Annotated in this window: 15 protein-coding genes and 1 pseudogene; 12 read left to right on the top strand and 4 right to left on the bottom strand. The window is 61.1% G+C overall.

The features are described from left to right. Nucleotides 1-68: 68 nt before the first annotated feature. The 8 genes from AACY19_RS06710 to AACY19_RS06675 all read left to right on the top strand — a co-directional run bounded on the left by AACY19_RS06710 (nucleotide 69) and on the right by AACY19_RS06675 (nucleotide 10706). Nucleotides 69-995, top strand: coding sequence for a glutamate/aspartate ABC transporter substrate-binding protein (locus AACY19_RS06710; protein ID WP_339449168.1), 927 nt, complete (start codon nucleotides 69-71; stop codon nucleotides 993-995). A 193-nt stretch (nucleotides 996-1188) separates the two neighbouring features. After that, nucleotides 1189-1935: an amino acid ABC transporter permease gene (locus AACY19_RS06705; protein WP_038369085.1), complete on the top strand. Its 747-nt coding sequence runs from the start codon at nucleotides 1189-1191 to the stop codon at nucleotides 1933-1935. Beyond that, nucleotides 1935-2606: an amino acid ABC transporter permease gene (locus tag AACY19_RS06700; RefSeq protein ID WP_339449163.1), complete on the top strand. Its 672-nt coding sequence runs from the start codon at nucleotides 1935-1937 to the stop codon at nucleotides 2604-2606. The genes AACY19_RS06705 and AACY19_RS06700 overlap by 1 nt, the downstream gene beginning before the upstream one ends. Then, nucleotides 2603-3337, top strand: coding sequence for an amino acid ABC transporter ATP-binding protein (locus tag AACY19_RS06695; RefSeq protein ID WP_169842336.1), 735 nt, complete (start codon nucleotides 2603-2605; stop codon nucleotides 3335-3337). Before AACY19_RS06700 ends, AACY19_RS06695 begins: the two co-directional genes overlap by 4 nt. A 177-nt stretch (nucleotides 3338-3514) precedes the next feature. Beyond that, nucleotides 3515-5416 carry a sensor histidine kinase gene (locus tag AACY19_RS06690; RefSeq protein WP_339449160.1) on the top strand — a complete coding sequence of 634 codons (1902 nt, stop codon included), beginning with the start codon at nucleotides 3515-3517 and terminating at the stop codon, nucleotides 5414-5416. Continuing rightward, the gene (locus AACY19_RS06685; RefSeq protein WP_339449159.1) at nucleotides 5413-6741 is read left to right on the top strand and encodes a sigma-54-dependent transcriptional regulator; all 1329 of its coding nucleotides are present in this window, start codon (nucleotides 5413-5415) and stop codon (nucleotides 6739-6741) included. Before AACY19_RS06690 ends, AACY19_RS06685 begins: the two co-directional genes overlap by 4 nt. A gap of 20 nt (nucleotides 6742-6761) precedes the next feature. Next, a complete protein-coding gene (locus AACY19_RS06680; RefSeq protein WP_339449615.1) occupies nucleotides 6762-7091 on the top strand; it encodes a GlpM family protein in 330 nt (109 codons plus the stop codon). A gap of 246 nt (nucleotides 7092-7337) precedes the next feature. Then, on the top strand, nucleotides 7338-10706 hold the full coding sequence (locus AACY19_RS06675; protein ID WP_339449158.1) for a hypothetical protein: 3369 nt from the start codon (nucleotides 7338-7340) through the stop codon (nucleotides 10704-10706). A 72-nt stretch (nucleotides 10707-10778) separates the two neighbouring features. Here AACY19_RS06675 and AACY19_RS06670 read toward each other — a convergent pair whose 3' ends face one another. Further along, nucleotides 10779-11798, bottom strand: a complete 1020-nt coding sequence (locus AACY19_RS06670; RefSeq protein ID WP_339449156.1) for an alpha/beta fold hydrolase — start codon at nucleotides 11796-11798, stop codon at nucleotides 10779-10781. 214 nt (nucleotides 11799-12012) lie between these two features. On the opposite strand from AACY19_RS06670, the gene AACY19_RS06665 reads away from it, so the two are divergent. From AACY19_RS06665 to AACY19_RS06655, 3 genes are all read left to right on the top strand, one after another. Beyond that, nucleotides 12013-17250: a dermonecrotic toxin domain-containing protein gene (locus tag AACY19_RS06665; protein ID WP_339449154.1), complete on the top strand. Its 5238-nt coding sequence runs from the start codon at nucleotides 12013-12015 to the stop codon at nucleotides 17248-17250. 120 nt (nucleotides 17251-17370) lie between these two features. Next, complete coding sequence (gene metR, locus AACY19_RS06660) at nucleotides 17371-18288, top strand: transcriptional regulator MetR (protein WP_025112411.1); 918 nt, start codon at nucleotides 17371-17373, stop codon at nucleotides 18286-18288. Between the two features lie 151 nt (nucleotides 18289-18439). Next, nucleotides 18440-19675 carry a hypothetical protein gene (locus AACY19_RS06655; protein WP_339449151.1) on the top strand — a complete coding sequence of 412 codons (1236 nt, stop codon included), beginning with the start codon at nucleotides 18440-18442 and terminating at the stop codon, nucleotides 19673-19675. Between the two features lie 4 nt (nucleotides 19676-19679). On the opposite strand, the gene AACY19_RS06650 is transcribed toward AACY19_RS06655, so the two are convergent. From AACY19_RS06650 to AACY19_RS06640, 3 genes are read right to left on the bottom strand one after another with little or no spacing between them, the layout of a single operon-like run. After that, the gene (locus tag AACY19_RS06650; RefSeq protein ID WP_339449613.1) at nucleotides 19680-20225 is read right to left on the bottom strand and encodes a GNAT family N-acetyltransferase; all 546 of its coding nucleotides are present in this window, start codon (nucleotides 20223-20225) and stop codon (nucleotides 19680-19682) included. Between the two features lie 2 nt (nucleotides 20226-20227). Next, a complete protein-coding gene (locus tag AACY19_RS06645) occupies nucleotides 20228-20866 on the bottom strand; it encodes a LysE family translocator (protein WP_339449150.1) in 639 nt (212 codons plus the stop codon). Between the two features lie 24 nt (nucleotides 20867-20890). Beyond that, on the bottom strand, nucleotides 20891-21325 hold the full coding sequence (locus tag AACY19_RS06640) for an NUDIX hydrolase (protein ID WP_339449149.1): 435 nt from the start codon (nucleotides 21323-21325) through the stop codon (nucleotides 20891-20893). A 233-nt stretch (nucleotides 21326-21558) separates the two neighbouring features. Between AACY19_RS06640 and AACY19_RS06635 the strand changes: the two are divergent. Beyond that, nucleotides 21559-22083: pseudogene (locus AACY19_RS06635) on the top strand (response regulator transcription factor); the annotation flags it as partial. Nucleotides 22084-22145 lie beyond the last annotated feature (62 nt).

The following is a 22145-nucleotide window of genomic DNA, read 5'->3' as shown; positions in this document are numbered from 1 at the left end:
TCAGGCATTCGAAGCACAAAAGGGCCGACGAACTGGCTCCATAAAAAAAACAATTCGAGGAAAATTTGATGCGCATCGTTCCCCATATCCTGGGCGCAGCCATTGCTGCCGCTCTGATCAGCACACCAGTTTTCGCCGCCGAACTCACCGGCACCCTGAAGAAAATCAACGATTCGGGCACCATCACGCTCGCTCACCGCGACAGCTCCATTCCGTTTTCCTACATTGCGGATGCTTCCGGCAAACCAGTGGGCTACTCCCACGACATTCAGGTCGCTATCGTTGAAGCCCTGAAAAAAGACCTGAACAAGCCAGACCTGCAGGTCAAATACAACCTGGTGACCTCGCAAACCCGTATCCCGCTGATCCAGAACGGCACCGCGGATATCGAGTGCGGTTCCACCACCAACAACGCCGAACGCGCCCAGCAAGTCGACTTCACCGTCAACATCTTCGAAATCGGCACCCGTCTGCTGGTCAAGAAAGACAAGGAAGGCAAGCCGTCCTACGCTGACTTTGCCGACCTGAAAGGCAAAAACGTCGTGACCACCGCCGGCACCACGTCCGAGCGCATCATCAAAGCGATGAACGCCGACAAGCAGATGGGCATGAACATCATCTCCGCCAAAGACCACGGCGAATCCTTCAACATGCTGGAAAGCGGCCGCGCCGTTGCCTTCATGATGGACGACGCTCTGCTGGCGGGTGAAGAAGCCAAGGCCAAGAAGCCGGCTGACTGGATCATCACCGGTACGCCGCAGTCGTTCGAAGCCTATGCGTGCATGGTTCGCAAGGGCGACCCTGACTTCAAGAAGGCTGTCGATGCCGCCATCGTTGGCCTGTACAAGTCGGGCGAGATCAACAAGATCTACAGCAAGTGGTTCGAGAGCCCGATTCCGCCAAAAGGTCTGAACCTGAACTTCCCGATGAGCGACAAGGTAAAAGATCTGATCGCCAACCCGAGCGACAAGCCGGCGCCTGACGTAAAAATCTGATTCCTGACTAACCTTATTGCCTGAGGGAGCCACCTTCCCTCAGGCGTCTGTTACTACCTGCTGGCTTTACTGTGGAACACTCGACCTGGCGGTTTCCGAGCCGATCGCGTGTGCCCGGCGTTCAACGTCGGACGGGAATGGATTTTCCCCAAGCGGGTGCTTGTACATCGATCGATTTCGAGGGGAGACCCTAATGAATTACAACTGGGACTGGGGCGTGTTCTTCAAGTCCACCGGCGTCGGCAGCGAGACTTATCTCGACTGGTACGTCTCCGGTCTGGGCTGGACCATTGCCATTGCCATCGTGGCATGGATCATCGCCTTGCTGCTGGGGTCCATTCTGGGCGTCATGCGCACGGTGCCAAACCGCATCGTATCGGGCATCGCGACCTGCTACGTGGAACTGTTTCGTAACGTGCCGCTGCTGGTTCAGCTGTTCATCTGGTACTTCCTGGTACCTGATCTGCTGCCGCAAAACCTGCAGGACTGGTACAAACAGGACCTCAACCCGACCACCTCGGCTTACCTGAGCGTTGTCGTGTGCCTGGGCCTGTTCACCGCCGCCCGAGTGTGCGAGCAAGTGCGGACCGGCATCCAGGCGCTGCCACGCGGTCAGGAATCCGCCGCCCGCGCCATGGGCTTCAAGCTGCCGCAGATCTACTGGAACGTGCTGCTGCCGCAGGCCTACCGGATCATCATTCCGCCGCTCACCTCGGAATTCCTCAACGTCTTCAAGAACTCCTCCGTGGCGTCCTTGATCGGTTTGATGGAACTGCTGGCGCAAACCAAACAGACCGCTGAATTCTCGGCCAACCTGTTTGAAGCCTTCACCCTGGCCACACTGATCTACTTCACCCTGAACATGAGCCTGATGTTGCTGATGCGCATGGTCGAGAAGAAAGTCGCCGTGCCTGGCCTGATCTCCGTGGGGGGCAAATAATGGACTTCGATTTCAGCGGCATCATCCCCGCCATTCCGGGCCTGTGGAACGGCATGGTCATGACCTTGCAGTTGATGGTCATGGGCGTGATCGGCGGCATCGTGCTGGGCACCATCCTCGCACTGATGCGCCTGTCGTCAAGCAAACTGCTGTCCCGCGTGGCCGGCGCCTATGTGAACTACTTCCGTTCGATCCCGCTGCTGCTGGTGATCACCTGGTTCTACCTGGCGGTGCCGTTCGTGCTGCGCTGGATTACCGGTGAAGACATGCCGATTGGCGCGTTCACCTCCTGCGTCGTGGCTTTCATGATGTTCGAAGCCGCGTACTTCTGCGAAATCGTCCGGGCCGGTGTGCAGTCGATCCCCAAAGGCCAGATGGCCGCCGCGCAAGCGATGGGCATGACCTATGGCCAGACCATGCGTCTGATCATCCTGCCCCAGGCGTTTCGCAAGATGACGCCGTTGCTGCTGCAACAGTCGATCATCCTGTTCCAGGACACCTCGCTGGTTTACACCGTGGGCCTGGTGGACTTCCTCAACTCCGCCCGCTCCAGCGGCGACATCATCGGTCGTTCCAACGAGTTCCTGATCTTCGCCGGTGTCGTCTACTTCATCATCAGCTTTTCCGCCTCGCTGCTGGTCAAGCGTCTGCAAAAAAGGTTCGCCGTATGATCTCTATCAAAAACATCAACAAGTGGTATGGGGACTTCCAGGTGCTGACTGATTGCAGCACCGAGGTCAAAAAAGGCGAAGTGATCGTGGTCTGCGGCCCGTCGGGTTCGGGTAAATCGACCCTGATCAAATGCGTCAACGCGCTGGAGCCGTTCCAGAAAGGCGACATCGTCGTCGACGGCACCTCGATTGCCGATCCGAAGACCAACCTGCCGAAACTGCGTTCGCGTGTGGGCATGGTGTTCCAGCATTTCGAGCTGTTCCCGCACCTGACCATCACCGAAAACCTGACCATCGCGCAGATCAAGGTGTTGGGCCGCAGCAAGGAAGAGGCGACCAAGAAAGGTCTGCAACTGCTTGAGCGCGTCGGTCTGTCGGCACATGCCCACAAGCATCCGGGGCAACTGTCCGGCGGTCAGCAACAGCGTGTGGCGATTGCCCGTGCGCTGGCGATGGACCCGATCGTCATGCTCTTCGACGAGCCGACCTCGGCGCTCGACCCGGAAATGGTCAACGAAGTGCTCGACGTGATGGTGCAACTGGCCCATGAAGGCATGACCATGATGTGCGTGACCCACGAAATGGGCTTCGCTCGCAAAGTGGCCGACCGCGTGATTTTCATGGATGCCGGCAAGATCATCGAAGACTGCCCGAAAGAGGAATTTTTCGGCGACATCAAGGCCCGCTCCGAGCGCGCGCAGCACTTCCTCGAGAAAATCCTGCAGCACTAAAAGCAATCCACCTGCCGGGGCATTGCTCCATCCCTGTGGGAGCGAGCCTGCTCGCGAAGAGGCCATTACATTCAGCCTGGATGTTGAATGTCAGTCCGTTTTCGCGAGCAGGCTCGCTCCCACAAGGGCCGGCGTTGCCCTTGCAACAAGTGTGGTGGTTGACCCAAGGCAACTGTGATGAAATGCGACCCCAATCTCTATCGCGCCGCGCCGCCATCACTTGCCGTGAAGCCCCGTCTGATTCGACATCTGTTCCTGCCGCCACTGATCATCGTGCTGATGATCGGCCTGGGTTACATCGGCTTCTGGACCAGTGAACATTTCGGCATCCGCAGCCTCGGCGAAAACGGCCAGCGTCAGCTGGAACTGCACGCCCGCGCGGTCGAAAGCGAGATCAACAAATACACCTACCTGCCCAGCCTGCTGGAACTGGAAACCAGTGTCCCGCAACTGCTGGCCGACCCGACGCCGGAGCACCGGCAAACGGTCAACGCTTACCTTGAGGGCCTGAACCGGCGCAGCCGCAGTCGGGCCATCTACGTCATGGACACCACCGGCCGCGTGATGGCCACCAGCAACTGGCGCGATGTCGACAGTTACCTGGGGGAAGACCTGTCCTTTCGCGCTTATTTCCAGAAAGCCGTGCGCGGCGAACCCGGGCGTTTCTACGGGATCGGCAGCACCAGCGGCGAGCCCGGCTACTACCTGGCCCACGGGCTAGAGGAACACGGCAAGATCATTGGCGTCGCCGTGGTCAAAGTGCGTCTGGAAGCCATGGAAGAACGCTGGCAACGGGCGCGCCTCGAAGCCTTTGTCAGTGACGAAAACGGCATCATCATTCTTTCCAGCGATCCGGCCCGCCGCCTGAAATCGGTGATTCCGCTGACGGACGAGATCAAGGAAAAACTCGCCCGCAGCCTGCAGTACTACTGGTTCCCGCTCAACGAACTGCAACCGCTGGCCCGCGAAACGCTCGCCGAGGGCGTGGAGAAACTGACCTTCCCGGCCAACAGCGAACTGAGCAGCGACGACGACAGCATCAGTTATCTGGCGCAGACCCGGCCGCTGAGCGACACACCGTGGAATTTCACCCTGCTGACGCCGCTGGAGGATTTGCGCCGTGAAGCCATCAACCAAGGGTTTCTGGTCGCCGTGGCCTTTGCCTTGGTGGCGTTCCTGCTGATTGCCTGGAACGAGCGGCGCAAGGTCATCGCCACCCGCCTGGCCGCCCGCGAAGCCTTGCAGGAAGCCAACAGTCAACTGGAGCGTCGGATTACCGAACGCACCGCTGATCTGCGCGCCAGCAACGAGCGCCTCAAGAGTCAGATCCGCGAACGCCGTCAGGCCGAAGAAACTTTGCGCCGCGCGCAGGACGAACTGGTACAGGCCGGCAAGCTCGCCGCCATCGGCCAGATGTCGACCAGCATTGCCCACGAACTGAACCAACCGCTGGCGGCGATGCGCACGCTCTCCGGCAACACCGTGCGTTTCCTTGAGCGCGGCCAACTCGATGTCGCCAGCACCAACCTCAAGACCATCAACGACCTGATCGATCGCATGGGCCGCATCACCGCCAGCCTGCGCTCGTTTGCCCGACGCGGCGACAATCAGGGTCAAGCCAGCCTCGGCAAAGCGGTCGATGCCGCGCTGCAAGTGCTCGGTGCCCGGGTCGAAGCCTCAGCATTGAACGTGCATCGGCAATTTATCGACGTGCAGGTGCAGATCGACCAGACCCGCCTCGAACAGATTCTGGTCAACCTGATCGGCAACGCCCTCGACGCCATGCAGGCCAAACCGCAGCCGGAACTGTGGCTGGAGGGCGAACAATTCAACGGCAAATATCGCCTGCGTGTACGTGACAATGGTCACGGCGTCGACGCCGAGGCGCGCAAGCATCTGTTCGAACCGTTCTTCACCACCAAACCCGGCGAGCAAGGCCTGGGCCTCGGCCTGACCCTCTCCGCCAGCCTCGCTGCCGCCACGGGCGGGCACCTGGGTGTCGAACACCCGGCCAGCGGCGGCACCACTTTCGTCCTCAGTTTACCGTTGGTAAGCCCTCCACCTGTCGAGCCCATATGAACCCCGAACTCAGTGTGCTGATCGTCGAAGACGACCCCCATGTGCTGCTCGGCTGCCAACAGGCGCTGACCCTCGAAGACATTCCCTGCGTCGGCGTCGGCAGTGCCGAAGAGGCGCTGGAGAAAGTCGGCGACAACTTTGCCGGCATCGTCATCAGCGACATCCGCCTGCCGGGTATTGATGGTCTGGAACTGCTGACCCGCCTCAAGCAGCGCGACCGCAGCCTGCCGGTGGTGCTGATTACCGGCCACGGCGACATCTCCATGGCGGTCGGCGCAATGCAGAAAGGCGCTTACGATTTCATGGAAAAGCCGTTCTCGCCGGAACGTCTGGTGGATGTCGCCCGCCGTGCGCTGGAGCAACGCAGCCTTGCTCGCGAAGTTTCATTGCTGCGCCGGCAACTGGCCGAACGCGATTCCCTTGAAGGACGGATCATCGGACGCTCGCCCGCGATGCAGAATCTGCGCGAACTGATCGCCAATGTCGCCGACACTTCGGCCAACGTGCTGATCGAAGGCGAAACCGGAACCGGCAAGGAACTGGTCGCCCGTTGCCTGCACGATTTCAGCCGGCGCCACAGTAAACAGTTCGTCGCGCTGAACTGTGGTGGCCTGCCGGAAAACCTTTTCGAAAGCGAAATCTTCGGCCATGAAGCCAACGCCTTCACCGGCGCTGGCAAACGCCGGATCGGCAAGATCGAACACGCCGACGGCGGCACGCTGTTCCTCGACGAAGTGGAAAGCATGCCGTTGCCGCTGCAGATCAAACTGCTGCGGGTGTTGCAGGAACGCACCCTCGAACGTCTCGGCTCGAACCAGAGCGTGGCGGTGGACTGCCGGGTGATCGCGGCGACCAAATCCGACCTCGACGAATCGAGCAAGGCCGGTGAGTTCCGCAGCGACTTGTACTACCGCCTCAACGTGGTGACCCTCGAACTGCCGCCCCTGCGCGAGCGTCGCGAAGACATCCTGCAACTGTTCGAACACTTCACCCAGCAGTCAGCGCTGCGCTTCGACCGCGCGCTGCCGGAGCTGGACAACCAGACCTTGTCGAACCTGATGAGCCACGACTGGCCGGGTAATGTCCGTGAGCTGCGCAACGTCGCTGAACGCTTCGCCCTGGGCTTGCCGGCGTTCAAGAAATCGGGCGCCAGCAGCGGCGGCCAGGGCCTGGCGTTTGCCGAAGCGGTGGAAGCCTTCGAGCGCAACCTGCTCAGCGACGCCCTGCAACGCAGCGGCGGCAATCTGACCCAGGCGAGTCTTGAGCTGGGCATGGCCAAGACCACCCTGTTCGACAAAGTGAAAAAGTACGGCCTGAGCCATTAAGCGAGAACGACGTGGACCTGATTTTCAAAGCCTTGCTGGGCGCGGCGGTGGTGGTGATCCTCGCGGCGCTGTCGAAAACCAGAAACTATTACATTGCAGGGCTGGTGCCGCTGTTTCCGACCTTTGCGCTGATTGCACATTACATCGTTGGCAAGGGCCGTTCGATTGATGATCTGAAGACCACGATTGTGTTCGGCATGTGGTCGATCATTCCGTACTTCGTCTATCTGGCGACGTTGTATGTGATGGTCGACCGGATGCGGCTGGAAGCCTCATTGGCGGTGGCCGCCGTCGCGTGGCTGATGGCCGCCACCGTGCTGGTCAGCGTGTGGGTGCGCTTGCACAGCTGATCCCGCACGTCCCTGCGGCCGCGCCTGCAGGGGCGGGTTTTGCGCGGTTGCCAGTGCCGCCCTTGGACTCGGCCAGGTGCTGGCTGATCGCGCGGACCAACGTCGAAACCGGCCCCGACCGTTCGTCCAGAAACACCTCCGACCTGTTAGTTCTGACAGTGGTGGCGCACGGTTTTTTGCAGCTCAATCGACTGGGACGCGCAGTGCCCCGGCGGATTGCGCGCATCAGCCGACTCGGAGAACGCCATGACTGCCCTGTTCATCTACACCCCGGAACAACTCGCCGCGCTGCAAGCCGAAAGCCCGCAACAACGGGTCGATCCGTTCGTTGATATCAAGTCAGCCGGGCTGTTCACGGAAAACGGGGCGCTCAAGCTGTTTCCCATCCTGATCCCTGGCTGGCACTCAGTCGATTTTCCCCAGGCACTGTTTGGCGTCGGCGCCGATGAAACGGCGGGAACCGGGATGGGTTGGTGGGTATTGATTCCGTCCTATTTGCTGATGGAGGCGTCTGACACCGTGCGTCTGTACCGGGGCAAACGCCTGGCGCCGAACGAAAGCCCCGATCCGGACGAGCCCGGCACGCTGATCAAGACGCTGGTGGTGCCCGTCAATCATGACAATCAGAACATCGTCGGCAGCATTGCCCTCAACCTCTTGGATGGGCCTGGCATCTACTCGATGTGGTACACCGTCGAACGGGTCAGCGGCTCGACGCCGGAGCCTTCAAACAGAATCACCGTGTGGTTCAAACCGACCTTTCCCGACAGCCTTGACCCCAGCGGCAACAGTCGCGAACGGATACCACTGGAGGCACCACGTTTTCCAGCGCTGATCGACAAGGACATGGTCGAAGCCGGGGTCGACTTCATCATTCCTTTCTGGCCCGTCATGACTGCCGGTGACGAGCTCGAGTTGAACATTGCCGGTCAGGTGATCAACTACACCATCAAGCCTGAAGAGATCGGCCAGGACATTGTGCTGACGGTCAATGCCGCGACGCTCAAGCTGATCGGCCATGCCGACCCGTTACTGGTGAGTTACCGGATCACTGATCAGGTGCACAACATCAGTCTGCCCTCGAAAGTCGGCGCGGGCAGACTCGATCCCGATACCTCTTACCTGGAAGCCCCTTCTGTGCCGAAGAGTGTCGACGACATTCTGGCGGTGGATGATCTGGCGGGTGCGCCCATGGAGGTTGACGTACTGGTGCGGCGCGCGGACGCCATCGTCGGTGACAAAGTGGAGCTGAGCGTTGAAGACGTGGCGAGCGGGTATCGCGAAGTCTTTGGGCCTCTGGACTACAAGGCCGGCGTCGTGACGTTCAGGGTGCCTTTTGCACGGGTGAAAAAACTGGCCCCGACGACACTCGACCTGAGTTATCAGCGTATCCGTATGGTCTCGGGCAGCGAGATTCGCACACCGTCGTATCCCTACTCGCCACGACTGATCGGCGAACAATACCGCGCGCCCGCCCCTACCGCGCCAGAAGCCCGTGGCGCCGTATTTGCTCCCGAGCTCGAAAGCACGGTGATCTACGCCGGCCCCGGTATCGAGGGCATTGCCATCGGCGATACGGTGACTCTCACCTGCCTGAGCACCAGCGCTGGCGGCACGACTCGTTTGCAGACCTATGAGCGTGCGGTCACGCGCTCGATGGACATTCCCGGCGTGGGAGTCGTGGTGCCGTTCAATATCGAAACAGCACATTTTGCCAGCTACCCCAATGGCTCCATCGCCATCGACTACCAGGTCACCGGTGACGACCATGATCAAGCGCTGCGATCGTTCACCAGACAATTGCGGATCGGCCGGACCGAGGACGTTCTGTCGGCAGTCGAAGTAGACAAGAGTTCAATGGGCGTACTCGACCCCAAGGACATCCCGTTCGGCGCACCGGCCCTTTGTCGCGCCGCCGCGCATACGCAGATCGGCGATACGGTGCACCTGGAAGTCTGGAGGCTGGGTAACTCTCTCGACCCGCAGGATCACCCCGTGTTTTTCGATTCGCTGCCGGTCGGCGCCGGCAATGTCGGCAAGGACATCGAGTTCCGTCTGGCCCTGGAACTCATCCAGCCGCTGCTCAATCGCGTCGTCTTTGTCGACTGGTACATCGAGCGCCCACGCGCGCTGCCTCTGACCGCGCCCGAGCTGGCTTTGCGCATTGGTGCCAAGGCGCTTCTGTTGCCTGCGCCCGAGCTGATGCAGACGTCTGCGGGCAATCGCGTCAATCCGCTCGACACCCTGAAAAACGCCACGGTGAGTGTCCGTTACGGCGGGATGGCCCCCTCGCACCGCGTGACCCTGTTCGCCAAGGGCCGCGACGGTTTCGGCAGCCCGGCGCTGACGACCTTGCAAGGCAGCGCCAGCGGTACGCTGCTGTTCAACCTGCCGCCGACTGCCATTCCCGCCAACATCGGCACTTACATGTCGTTCTGGTATGTGGTGACGCAGGAAGGTATCCAGGATCAGACCTCCGGCGTTGCCCGGTATGACGTCACACCCGTTGCCAACCCGCAGATCAACTATCCGCGCATGAGCATTGCCGAGGCGCCGGATCACAGAGTATTCAACCTCAACAACTTCCGGGGCGACGCGCACTGGTCGCTGGTGCCCTGGCTGTTCATCGCCGTCGGCACTCGGATGCGCGTAGCCCTGAGCGGCCAGAAGGAGGATGGCAGCGAATTCGTCATCAGCCTGTTCGACGGGGTCATCACCGCCAACCACGTCAGCAGTGGACTGAGCGGTGTGATTGCTCGCGCGCAACTCAAACTGTTCAAGGACGGCACACAAGTGTTCGGCCTGTCGGTGGCCAACTTCAGCGACCGGGGCGGCGCGGATACGTTCTTCCCGATGCGTGAACTGACCATCAAGACCGAAATGCTGGCCCGCCCGGTGATTACCCAATTGATCGACAATCAGGGTGGCATTACCGGACCAGTGCGCAACGGCGGTACGTGCGACGACACCATGCCCAGTCTGGTGGGCAGCGCAACACCCTACTCCACGATTCGTCTGTTCAACGGTCAGGTGTTTTTAAGGTCGGTTGAGGTCGATGTCGACGGGATCTGGAGAGCCGACGTTTCAGTCGGCAACGGTCGGCACAACCTGACGGCGCAGACCGCTGACGGCAAACAGGTGTCCCCGGTATGGAGCGTGACCGTGCAACCGGACTTCTATGAAGTGACCAGTTTCCACAACGGCAACTTCAATGGCTGGGCAATCGGGGAAGGCGGGCGAAGCTATCAGCTGGTCGGCACGCCACCCAATCTGCTGTTCTGGATTAGCACGCCACTGAAGATCAAGAATTGGGGAATCATTCTCAGCAAACGATTCGACCTGGTCGTCGGCGCGCAATACGAGTTCCTGTGTGGCGTCTACAACACTGCGGTCAACGGCTATGACGTCAATCCATCGTTATCCCTGGGGGTCAGCTACATGCTGGAAACACAGCACCGGGAAATTCCCAAATTCTCTGACTGGATTCTCCTGCGCGGGGTGTTTACCGCCACCGACCGTTCGGCGGTGTTTCACGTGCACAACCTTCAACCGGGTGATATCGGCAATGACTTTTTCCTGCACAACCTGACCGTCCGGCAACTCAGCAACGGTTAGCCGGTCAGCCGCGCAGCCCCTGAAAAGGGGCTGCGCATTGGCCTTGATCAATGCCTTTGGCGACCGTAAACATCACAGCACTTTCGCCCCCGTCACCGGCTCTATCTGCGCCCAATGCGAGGTGTCTTCACGATGCTGCTGCAGATAGGGCAAAACGGCTGCCAGCAACGGCGCCTTGAACGCCTCTTGAAAACGATGGGCCAAACCCGGGATCAGCTTCAACTGGCTACCGCGAATGTGCGCGGCGAGGTGTACGCCGTGCATCACCGGCAGCAACGGATCGGCCGTGCCATGCACCACCAGCGTCGGCACCCGCAGTTGGTTGAGCAGTGCCACGCGACTCGGTTCGGCAAGGATCGCCATGATCTGCCGCTTGACGCCTTCGGGGTTGAACGCACGGTCATAGGATTGCGCTGCCTGCTGCAGCAATGCCTCTCGATCATCGGTGACCGACGGGCTGCCCAGCGCCGCCAGCAAATCGGCCTGTTGCTCCAGCGCCACCTGACGATTCGGCGCACCACGCCGCGACAACAGTTGCACCAGTGCCGCGCTCGGCGCCGGCAAGCCTTCGGCGCCGGAAGTGGTCATGATCAACGTCAGGCTCTCGACCCGTTGCGGCGCCATCGCCGCCATGTGCTGGGCGATCATCCCGCCCATGCTCGCGCCCAGTACGTGAAACTGCTCGACGTGCAGCGCGTCCATCAGCCCCAGCGCATCATCGGCCATGTCCGTCAGGCTGTAAGGCGCCGATACCGGCAAACCGAGCTTGTAGCGCAACACTTCAAAGGTGAGGTTGGCCTCCACCGGCGCCTGACGCCAAGTGGACAGACCGACGTCGCGGTTGTCGTAACGAATCACCCGGAAACCCTGCTGACACAGCGCCACCACCACCTCATCCGGCCAGTGGATCAGTTGCCCGCCGAGCCCCATCACCAGCAACAGCGCCGGGTCGGAGGCGCGACCGATGCTCTGGTAGGCCAGGCTCACCTGCTCCAGATCGACCCGTTCGGTCGGTACATTGACATCGCAACGCGAAGCCGCCATCGACGGCAGGCCGAACAACAGCGCGGCCAACAGAAAAAATAAACGCATGAAGAAACACCGAAACGCAGAACCCCAGTAGAGCGCGAGTCTGATGATGTTTGTTCAAGCGCGCTGCCACAGTTGCGTGACAGTTTGATGAAGCCTGCCGAGCGGTCATCGCGGCCATGCGATAACTATGTACCACCCGCCCCCGCCAGCACTCGCCTCTAATGGCGCGAAAGCCGGGTTATCCGGCTTTCCCGACCTCTGGAGACTTATCGTCATGTTTGACGAACTCACGCGCCTGCCGACAGATTTCGGCCTCGTTGCGCCGCTGTTGCCCAACCTTGATCACAACCTGTTGCTCAGCAGTACGACGCGCTGGAGCGACTGCCACGATCAGTGGCTCGACCTCATGGCCCAAGCGCCGGCGTCAGCGCTCGACGAGCCATGGTGGACAGGCCGCGCCCGTGGCACCCCGCTGACCCGCAAGGCCCACGCCATCAGCCTGTACCGGCAACATTTCGAGGTGTCGAGTCAATGGGCGCTTGCCGACGGCACGCTGAGCGGTGAACAGTTCCAGGCACTGCAGGCGCTGATCAACCCGACAGCGCAAGCGAACAGCAAGGTGTCTGCCCAGCGGCTGCGGCTGCTCGGCGCAGATCAACCGAGCGTCGAACTGCCCGGCGCATTGGTCATGACTTTGGGCACCAGCAAATCGGTCCCGCACTTGCTGTATCTGCCCTCGTCCGCCGTCGCCTGGAGCTGCTTCCAGGATCGAAACGCCTTGCAGGACTGGCTGATCCGCCAGCAGCCGCAATTGCTCGGCCAGCCACGACTTGAGTCCTCCGGTATCAGCGTTGAATACATCGCCGTCGACGCCACGCCACTCACGAAAGGGGCCGAGGCGATGCTGGCACAGCTCAAGCGCCTCCCGGCAGATCGGCAACGCGGCGAAACGGCGTTATCCCGCCCACCCACGCTGCCGTCAATCGACAGCAACGAAGACTTCCCCCCTTTCGCCCAACTCAGTCCCGACATTCCGCTGGGGCTGCGACTGGCTGCCCTGAGCCGGCAGCAGCGTGCCCTGGAAGACCTTCTCGGCAGCGACTTTCAAGGCGAGCGCAGCGAGCCGCGACTGCAACGCCTGAAACAACAACTGGACGCCCTCGCAACAGCCGAACAGGCCTGCAGCGCCGCCGCCACGCAGTTGCTCAATAGCGACAGCGACCAGCATCTGCTCGAACTGCGTCATCGGAGCAACCCGCATTACACCGCGCTGTATCAGGCACGTCTGCAAGGTCTGCGGGCCGAGGCCGACCTGCAGGCGACGCTCGGACAGATCAGCGGCGAAGAACAGCGATGGCTGACCTCCGTACTGGATGCTCCTGACCAACCGCGTCCGGACGATATCGTCGTGGCCCGGCTGCTGCTGGCGGCGACCGTCAGCGAAGGGAACGTGTCCAGCACACAAACACAGGAACTGCACGGCGTTCTGCTGTTCAGCCATCCCTCGGCATTGCTGCCAGCGTCGGAGCAGAGTGTGCTGCTCTACTGGCCAGGGCGCTTTGGCGGTCTGCAGCGATTCGCTTCGCGCCAGGCGCTGGAAACGACGTTACTGAAGATTTCGCCTGACGACAAAACCCACCTGTTGCAGATCCTCGCGCTCAGCGCCAATCCGTTGGAGTACGGCCTGCAAATGCAGCTCTACACCTGCGTCGAGCAGGCCAGCCAGATATTGCGCGCCAACCCTGTGCCCTCTCACACCGTTCAGCGCAGCTCGGCACTGGAGGCGTTGCGTGAACAGACCCTCGCTCGCCTGACCCTGCCTGGCGCCCCATCACGGGATCTGGCCTACGCGCATCTCGTCGAACAAAACCACAGCGCTGCGCTGGCGAGCCATCTGCCGTCATGGTTGAGCGCATTGCCCGACACCGGACGCCAGGCCATCAGGCACCTGCTCACGGCCTACCTCAAAGCGATGACGCCTTCTCACCAATTGCTCGAACGCGAACTGCCGCCCCGTGAGGAATTCAGCCGCAAAGCGATTTTCGCCTTTCTGCAACAGGCGTTCGGCCTGACCCGCAATGTCGAGGTGACGCTCGACATTCCCGATACCACTTCCTGGCGCAAGGAAGTCATGACTGGCGCAGCGCCCGGTTCGCCTCAGCGCAACAGGCTGATCGCCAGTGCGCAACGGAGCAAGCTGACGCTCGCCGACCTGCTGCAAGGCAACATCGACCAGGCGATGTGGTGGCGACTGTCATTCATGCAGGTCGAGGTCAGCGGCGAGGTCGAAGCGGAATGTCAAAAGGTCAAAAACGCGATCACTCAGCCTTGGCTGCGAACAGTGGTGGCCGAGCAGGACCTGGCCGGTAAGTATGAAGCGCAGATCCGTCAGGCGTTTTTCGGCCCGCCGGGTGAAGCGACTTTCAGCAATGAATATCGCCGCGAATGCCTGAGCGAGCCGTGGCGGCTGATGCTCAAACTACAAGGCGAGTTCGCCGTGTTGCGCGGTGACATCAAGGCTGACGGCCAGGAGATACTCGAACTCGCCATCGATACCGGCGCTCGCTCCGCAGAGACAGCGAAACGCCGGCGCATCGTGTTGCTGCCGGCGCACCTGAGCGTCGGCGGCGTAGACACTGACGGGCAAGGTCCGAGCACGCTGGCGGGCATCACCTTCATTGAGGAGCAGATCAGCCAGCAGACATTGCTGTATCTGCCTGACAGCCCGGACGGCGTATTTCTGCGCCAGTTCGACAGCCTCGAAGAAGCGCGCATGGCCTTGTACAACCTGTGCCTGCAAACCGCCATGCCTGCTTATCTGGCCGGACGCGCGGTGACCGGCGAATTCGCCCGGCATGTCAGCCGGATCAATCAGGCACTGCTGAAAAACTTCGACACTCTCATCGGTACGGGCAAGGCCTGGCCGGCCGGCACCTCACTGGCGGCGCACTTGCTCAACGTGCACATGGGCCGACTGCTGCAAACCCATCGCGCCACCTCTCGCTCCAACGACGCACTGTATCTGGAGAACGTCGCGCTGCAATCCGGCGCACTGTTCAACTACCTGAAAATGGCTCTGGGGATGATGCCCTTCATTGGCAGTGCCATCGCGCTTTATGACGCCTGGGACAGCGCCAATCTGGCCGTTGCGGCGTTCCTGCGTGGCGATGTCGGGCACGGTCTGGCCGAGGTGGAAGCGGTGTTGCTGTCGCTGATTGATGCCGCTATGGATGTCCTGCCCGGTGTCGGCGCCGCTGGCATCCACACCGCCGGGCGCAGCAGCGCGCGCGGCCTCACCCGTTTGCGTCAGGCACAAAGACTGGCCAACAGTACGGCCAGTCTGGTGATCATCACACCGCAGCGGGCTCGTTATTCCTTGGAGCGCTTTCGTGGTTATGAGTACGAACGGTCGATCTCCCTCGCGGGCCTGCAACCCGGCAGCGAAGGGATTTATCGCAATGTCTACCGACATTCCGATGGCGACTTCATCATCAGTCATGGACGCGTCTACCGGGTCGAATTGAGCCAGAATCCGTCGCAGTGGCGTCTGAGTGCAACGAGCACACGCACCTACAAACAGCCCATCGCCCTTGATGAAGCCGGCCAGTGGAACAGCCATTACGCGGTGTATGGCACCATCTTTGCCGGGGGTGGCGTCGGCGGTGGCGCGGTGCTTGGCCACATGGCCGATGGTCTCGACCCGCTGTGGCCTGCTGCCATTCGAGCGTTGTTGCCGCGCTGGTGGGTTGATCGTCAATTGCGCCGACAACTGACGCTGAACCGCTCCATCGACGCCAGCACCCGGCGCCTGGACAGCCAGACTCGCAGCTCCGGTCAGCTGCTGGAACGCTACCAGCAACTGACGATTGCAGAGCGCAAGCCACTGCAGGCCCAGGTCGATGCGGCATGTGCCACTGACATCGAGACCGCCCAGAGCATGTATCAGCACCTCGGCGAGCTGTGGTCCCTGAGCCACGGAAGAAAGCGCGTGCAGATCGAAGACCTGCAAAGCCGCTGTGCCTGGGTCGTAACCGACCGCACCATTCAACGTATCAACGTGTCACGGGCCAGGCTGCTCGAATATCTGAACACGATCGAGGAACTGATCGCCAAATCCAATGCGGCACCGTACAACGATACCGCTACCCATCTTGCACTGGTGACTCAACGCAAAGAGGTGCGCAAGCAGTTCCTCAAGGAGTTCGATCACCTGCACGCCAGCACCGAACAGGCCAACCTGTGGAATAGCCGCGTCAGCAACCGGAGACAGAGAGCCGCGATGTCAGCCAACATGGCCGCATTGAACGAGTATCTGAACGAAGCCGCTGCCGACTACCTGAAAACCAGCCATACCCTGCAACTCATCACCCATTACGGTGCCGTTGACGATCCATCCTGGTTCTACTTTCAAGTGCAAATAAAAAAGGCCCGCTCCAAGGTCGGGCGCGCACTGCTGACCCAGCACTACCTGCCCGACGTTCAGGCCAGCCTGGTACAACGCAACCGGGTCCTTGAAGACTGTCTGGAGACGTACACCGGGTTCCGACGCCAGTTGCAGGCCTGGACACTCGGTTACCCGCAGCACCTGGACCTGCAACAGATCGCTCCTTTTCTCGACGACCTGGGCAGGATGGAAGCCCATGCGCGGCAGGCGATCAAGCATCGCCCTGCGATCAAACCCAAAGATGCCGGCAGCAGGCAATTGTTCGAAACCGAAGACAACCAATGGCTGATCGGCACCCAGAGCATCGACGCCGTCACGCGGCAAACCCGCTTCACCATCGAGGGCCTCGACGGTTACCGGGAGACCTGGCTGCCGCGCTCGGGCGGCAAATATCTGCTGCACCCCGAACCGACGGTCGCCACGCCTGTCGCGCAGACTAACGTTAAGCCCTTGCTCAACGAAGCACGAAAACGACTCGCCAACGTGACGGCCTACCGCAGTAAAGTCATGGGCTACGCACGCCAGGACATGCTGCCCGTGGACCTGGAACACATGCTGCACAGTGAAGCCCTGGAACTGAGCACCCGCGCAGACACCATCGAGAAGCTGGCGCCCGGTGATCCGCTGGTGCTGCAATTGACTGCCCAGGCTCAGGAACTGCGAACCGCGGGACGTGCGCTGCGCATCGAGCAATCCCTGCGCAGCCGGACGCCGACTGAAGGTCACCTGGACTATCTGATGCAGCAACAGGCGATCGACATCCGCAAAGACGGCGGCATGCGTGCTTTGGGCAAGCGCCCCGACGGTCGCAAGGACTTCCTGCAGGAGTACGAGATACGCGACCTCAGCAGCACTGCGCCGCGAACGCTGTGGTACGCGCACTTTCACTTCACTTCAGACAAAGCACCGTTCAGCGACTTCGTCAAAGCGCACTTGAAATTGCCGGAGCAACGCAACCTGGGCCTGCAATGGCAGCAGGCTCAGGCGGCTGGCGGCGATGAGGTCGAAGCGATCTGGCGCGGCGACATCGGCAAACCGCTGGGCATTCGCCTATTCGCGGTACTTTAGTAAAAAAGCGGCGCGGCACCGGGTGTGCTGCGCCGCCTGCGCTTGGGTCGACAGCCCTGCCAACATGAGACAAACTCACTGCTTTAGCCTTGATCACAAATTTTCCTCATGGGGCCAGCAGTGCTTGAAATCCGTCACCTGAAAACCCTCCATGCCCTGCGCGAAGCCGACAGTCTGGTCGATGCCGCCGACCGTCTGCACCTGACACAGTCGGCGCTGTCCCACCAGTTCAAGGAACTGGAGGAACGCATGGGCATGCCATTGTTTGTGCGCAAGACCAAACCGGTGCGATTCACCAGCGCCGGCCTGCGCTTGCTGCAACTGGCCGACGCCACCCTGCCGCTGCTGCGCGCCGCCGAACGCGACATCAGCCGACTCGCCGGCGGCACCGCCGGGCGCCTGCACATGGCCATCGAATGCCATAGCTGCTTCCAGTGGCTGATGCCGACCATCGACCAGTTTCGCGACGCCTGGCCGGAAGTAGAACTCGACCTCGCCTCGGGTTTCGCTTTCGCTCCGTTGCCGGCCCTGGCCCGAGGTGATCTGGACCTGGTGGTGACGTCCGACCCGCTGGAAATCGCCGGGATCACCTATGTTCCGCTGTTCACCTACGAAGCCATGCTGGCTGTGGCCAACCAGCATCCCCTGGCGAGCAAACCCTACATCGTCCCCGAAGACCTGCTGACCGAAACCCTCATCACATATCCGGTGGAACGGGATCGGCTGGACATCTTCACCCGCTTCCTCGAACCCGCCGACATTGAGCCGGCGCAAGTGCGCACCTCGGAACTGTCGGTGATGATGATGCAACTGGTCGCCAGCGGTCGTGGCGTCTGTGGCATGCCACATTGGGCGTTGCATGAGTACAGCTCGCGCGGCTACGTGAAGGCCAAGCGCCTTGGCGAAAAAGGCTTGTTCGCCACGCTGTATGCGGCGATTCGCGCCGACATGCTCGATGCGCCCTACATGCGCGACTTCCTTCTAACGGCCAAGGACACATCGTTTTCGACGCTGGACGGCGTCAGCGCGGTGCGTTGACGCGCAGCCCGGGCATATCCCGGGCGCGAAGCATGACCGCTGGTCTTGAAACCGTGTTCACCTGTCAGATCTGACAGGTGACACTTCCCCCCCCGCGCGCTCTGATGGCGTCTGACCCAAACGGTTCAGGCACCACAACGGAGGGAAGACCATGAGCAACGATCTCGACTCACCCCTGGCCGGGGAAGCGCTGGCGCTACTGCCGATGATCATTCCCGGGCTGAAAACCGCCGTGCTGCCAGCCGGCGCCTATCACGGCGGTATTCCCCTGAGCATTTACTCGGCTGCCACCAGGCTGCGCATGGAGATCGACCCGTTCCTCAGTCGCATGACCACGCTGGCCGCCGGTGACTCCATTGAATTGTGGGCCAATGGCAAAGCGACGTCGGTGATCAGGATTATCGAGGCCGGCCAAGAGAACAATCGCCTGGCAATGGAACTGCCGTGGGGCTGGCTGGTAGACGGCCTCAATACCCTGTCTTACAAAGTGACCCGGGTCAGCGGCAATATCGAAGAATCGCAGCCGGTGCTGAAACTGTTGTTTCACTCACCGGCCTCCGGGATCACGGTCAGTCACCCGGACAGCATCGAACCGACACAGCCTGCCACATTTGCCCTCACCCGCACCTACCCGCACGAATATGACTATGTGGAGTTGATCATCGGGTCCAGGCGCAAAACCATTGCCTACGTCCATCCTGCCAACCCGATCACTTACACGCTGACCGCAGCCGAACGTCAGGAGATTGGCAAAGGTTCCCATCCGGTGAGCGCGCGGGTCGTCGATCAACTGGGCAACAGCGCGGTCTCGCCAGTGCGTTTCATCGACTTCAAGCAAGACTGGGAAGATCATTACACGTCACTGGCGGACGGCTTCAATGGCTGGAATCTTCACACCGGGGCGCGTGCCGGCTCCATCCGCGCGTTCCGGATGAACAACAAAACGGTGACAGCATTCTTCAACTTCACCGACCAAGGGGCGCCGACCGGGTTTGCCGGGGTGGTGCTGTATCGGGACTTTGCGTGCATACCCGGGCAGTACCGGTTCACGTTCGAGGGCACCCATGTGGCCGACAGCCCCCAGGCGCAGTTAGTCAACCCGATCCTGTGCGCGGACACGGGCATGGCGCAGTGGCGTGGTGACAAGCGTGAAGTGCCGAAAAACGGCATCTGGTACCTGTTTCTGCAAGCGTTCACCATTACCGAGCCCCGGACAGTACGCCTGTATATCAGCAATTTTCAGGATGGCAGCTTCGGCAACGATTTCGGGATTCGCAACATCAACGTGGTGCGACTCGACAGTGGCGGCGGCATCATGAGCGCGCCCGCGCCAGACCCCGAGTTGCCGCTGTACACCGGCGCCGTGCCTGAGCTCGATTACCCTTGACGGATCAGCGGGACGGGGGCGCCCCGGCGGGTTTGTCCCTGTTCTGCGGCACGGAAAGATCACGCCACATGTGCACCTTGTCGAAATAGTCCTCGCCCACCCGCACGGCCAGCGGCTCCAGCCCGAACTGAATGAAACCGCAGCGCCGGTACAGATTGATCGCGGCGTCATTGCCAGCAGTGACGGTCAACTGAACGAGTTTGAGCACCGGGTGTTTTCGCGCTTCAGCCAGTGCAGCCTGCACCAGCTCGTAACCCAAACCGTGCTGACGAAAATCTGCCGACACGTACATGCCAAACAGCGTGACCTTGTGGCGGGCCTTTTCCCGGGATTCGAATGCGAGGCCGACGATGCCGGCCAAGGTGCCGCCCTCGAACCCGCCCAGCACCACATCGAGTTTGCTGGTCAGGCGTGCCTCCCACCAACTCAATGGCATCACCGCCCGCTCGCGCACGCTGGAAGTGAACGCCTGGGGATGACGGTCGTAGGCTTCAAGCATCAGCTCGCGGTAGGCCAGGGAGTGACTGGCGTCCAGCCGTTCAATCCACATGCTCATGCCGCCCGGCGTTGTTCAAACATCAGACGCACTGCAAGGCCGGCCAGCACGAACCCCATGAAATAGCGCTGCAGCGCCAGCCACGTCGGGTTGCGCACGAACCACGAGGCGATGCCCGCCGCGAACAACGCAATCAACAGATTGACGGTGAAACTGACGCTGATCTGAGTCAGCCCGAGGATCAGGCTTTGGCTGAACACCGAGCCGTGTTCCGGGGTGATGAATTGCGGAAACACCGAGAGGTAGAACACGGCGATTTTCGGGTTCAGCGCGCTGGTGAGAAAACCCATGGTAATCAGTTTGCGCGACGAATCCGGCGGCAACTGCTGCGCTACGAACGGCGACCGCGCGCCGGGTTTCAGCGCTTGCCAGGCCAGCCATGACAAGTACAGCGCGCCGGCCCACTTGAGCACTTCATAGGCCAGCGGCACTGCGAGAAATACCGCCGTCAAACCAGCGGCTGCGGTAAACATATGGACGAAGAATCCGCCGACCACGCCCAGCAGCGAGGTGACACCGGCCTTGCGCCCCTGGCAGATCGAACGCGAGATCAGATAAATCATGTTCGGCCCCGGCGTGAGCACCATCAAGAGTGCGGCGGCGGCGAAGATCAGCAGGTCTTGAAGGGGGATCATGGCGGGCGTCCCTGGCGTGGATGATCAGGCGGTTTCGTTGAGCGAAGCCCGATAGAACGGCAGGATCAGGTCCCGTGTCAACGGGGCGAGGACGAGATCGCTGTCAGTGCCCGGGTCAATCCAGATCACTTCCTCGATCTCCGCCGCCGGTGACACGTCGGCGTCGATGACCAATTGAAAAATCTGCGCCTGCACGACAAACCCCGGCTCGTTGGCCGCCGGTGCGCAAAACTCGCCAAGGAAGGTTGCCTGCGCCGGATCAATGCGCAAGCCCAGCTCCTCTTCCAGTTCACGGGCCAGTGCATGTACCGCCAACTCATGCGCTTCGATCTTGCCGCCCGGCTGCATGAACGCGGTGGTTGCGCGTTTGCGCACCAACAGGGTCTGGCCCTGGCGGTTAAGCAACAGCGCAGCGGCGATGCGGATCGTGGCGTTATTTTCCCTGGAAAGCGTCGACATGCAGAGCTGGCCTTTGGCTCGAAAACGGCAAGGATCACATGCTTGCCGTCCGTGAGCAAAGGCTTCGCGGGCGCTCTATGGCAGAGCCGGGTTCGGCGAAGGCGTCAGCTCGCACGATGCAATCCGGATCAACGCAAAGGAATCAGCAACTCACGCAGTGGCTGTCTGTGGGTCAGTATGCGCAGCAAGCAGCCGGCCAGGGAATCACGCGGCCGGGGTAACCCGATAGGGGGCTCGCCCCCTTCTACATCGACTGCCGGGAGCAGTCGCGCACAGGCTTGTACCGCTTGTCCCAGGTGGCGCCGGAGCATTTCGAGCTGACCGAGTATTACCAGCGATACTTTCGTCTGGATGTGGTGGCCGACGAAATCCAGTTCAATTGTCAGCTTGAGGGCGACCGTACCTTGTGCCTCTCGCTGGGCAGCCGGCAGCGTTTCAGCGGCGAGCAGATCGCCGTGTTGTCGCTGATTCAGCCTTGGGTACTGGGCTTGTTGCGCCAGCGGCTAGCCTATGAAACCAACGAAACCGTGGCCCGCGCCGCCGCGCCTGCCGTGGTGGACTGGCGGGTGCAACTGACCGCGCGGGCACTGGATGGCGGGCGCTTGATGCTCAGCGGTTGCTCCAGTAAGGAAATCGCCCGTAAGCTGGAAATCTGCGCAGAAACCGTGAAAGTCCATAAGAAACACATGTACAGCAAGCTGGACATGAAATCCCGGTCCGAGCTGTTTTCGATTTTTCTTCAGGCACAGAACGCCTGACCGTTTGGTGAAATTGCTTTTTGTGGGAGCGAGCCTGCTCGCGAAGGCGTCGGGTCAGTCAA

The sequence above is a fragment of the Pseudomonas sp. EA_5y_Pfl2_R50 genome, assembly GCF_963970475.1.
Taxonomy (GTDB): Bacteria; Pseudomonadota; Gammaproteobacteria; order Pseudomonadales; family Pseudomonadaceae; genus Aquipseudomonas.
This window is presented reverse-complemented; position numbering and strand designations above follow the sequence as displayed.

Bases quoted from the DNA above. Each gene is read 5' to 3' on its own strand.
- AACY19_RS06650 (WP_339449613.1), bottom strand. From the start codon at position 20,225: ATGTGGATTGAACGGCTGGACGCCAGTCACTCCCTGGCCTACCGCGAG.
- AACY19_RS06695 (WP_169842336.1), top strand. From the start codon at position 2,603: ATGATCTCTATCAAAAACATCAACAAGTGGTATGGGGACTTCCAGGTG.
- AACY19_RS06640 (WP_339449149.1), bottom strand. From the start codon at position 21,325: ATGTCGACGCTTTCCAGGGAAAATAACGCCACGATCCGCATCGCCGCT.
- AACY19_RS06655 (WP_339449151.1), top strand. From the start codon at position 18,440: ATGAGCAACGATCTCGACTCACCCCTGGCCGGGGAAGCGCTGGCGCTA.
- AACY19_RS06675 (WP_339449158.1), top strand. From the start codon at position 7,338: ATGACTGCCCTGTTCATCTACACCCCGGAACAACTCGCCGCGCTGCAA.
- AACY19_RS06665 (WP_339449154.1), top strand. From the start codon at position 12,013: ATGTTTGACGAACTCACGCGCCTGCCGACAGATTTCGGCCTCGTTGCG.
- AACY19_RS06700 (WP_339449163.1), top strand. From the start codon at position 1,935: ATGGACTTCGATTTCAGCGGCATCATCCCCGCCATTCCGGGCCTGTGG.
- AACY19_RS06705 (WP_038369085.1), top strand. From the start codon at position 1,189: ATGAATTACAACTGGGACTGGGGCGTGTTCTTCAAGTCCACCGGCGTC.
- AACY19_RS06690 (WP_339449160.1), top strand. From the start codon at position 3,515: ATGAAATGCGACCCCAATCTCTATCGCGCCGCGCCGCCATCACTTGCC.
- AACY19_RS06645 (WP_339449150.1), bottom strand. From the start codon at position 20,866: ATGATCCCCCTTCAAGACCTGCTGATCTTCGCCGCCGCCGCACTCTTG.
- AACY19_RS06670 (WP_339449156.1), bottom strand. From the start codon at position 11,798: ATGCGTTTATTTTTTCTGTTGGCCGCGCTGTTGTTCGGCCTGCCGTCG.
- AACY19_RS06710 (WP_339449168.1), top strand. From the start codon at position 69: ATGCGCATCGTTCCCCATATCCTGGGCGCAGCCATTGCTGCCGCTCTG.
- AACY19_RS06685 (WP_339449159.1), top strand. From the start codon at position 5,413: ATGAACCCCGAACTCAGTGTGCTGATCGTCGAAGACGACCCCCATGTG.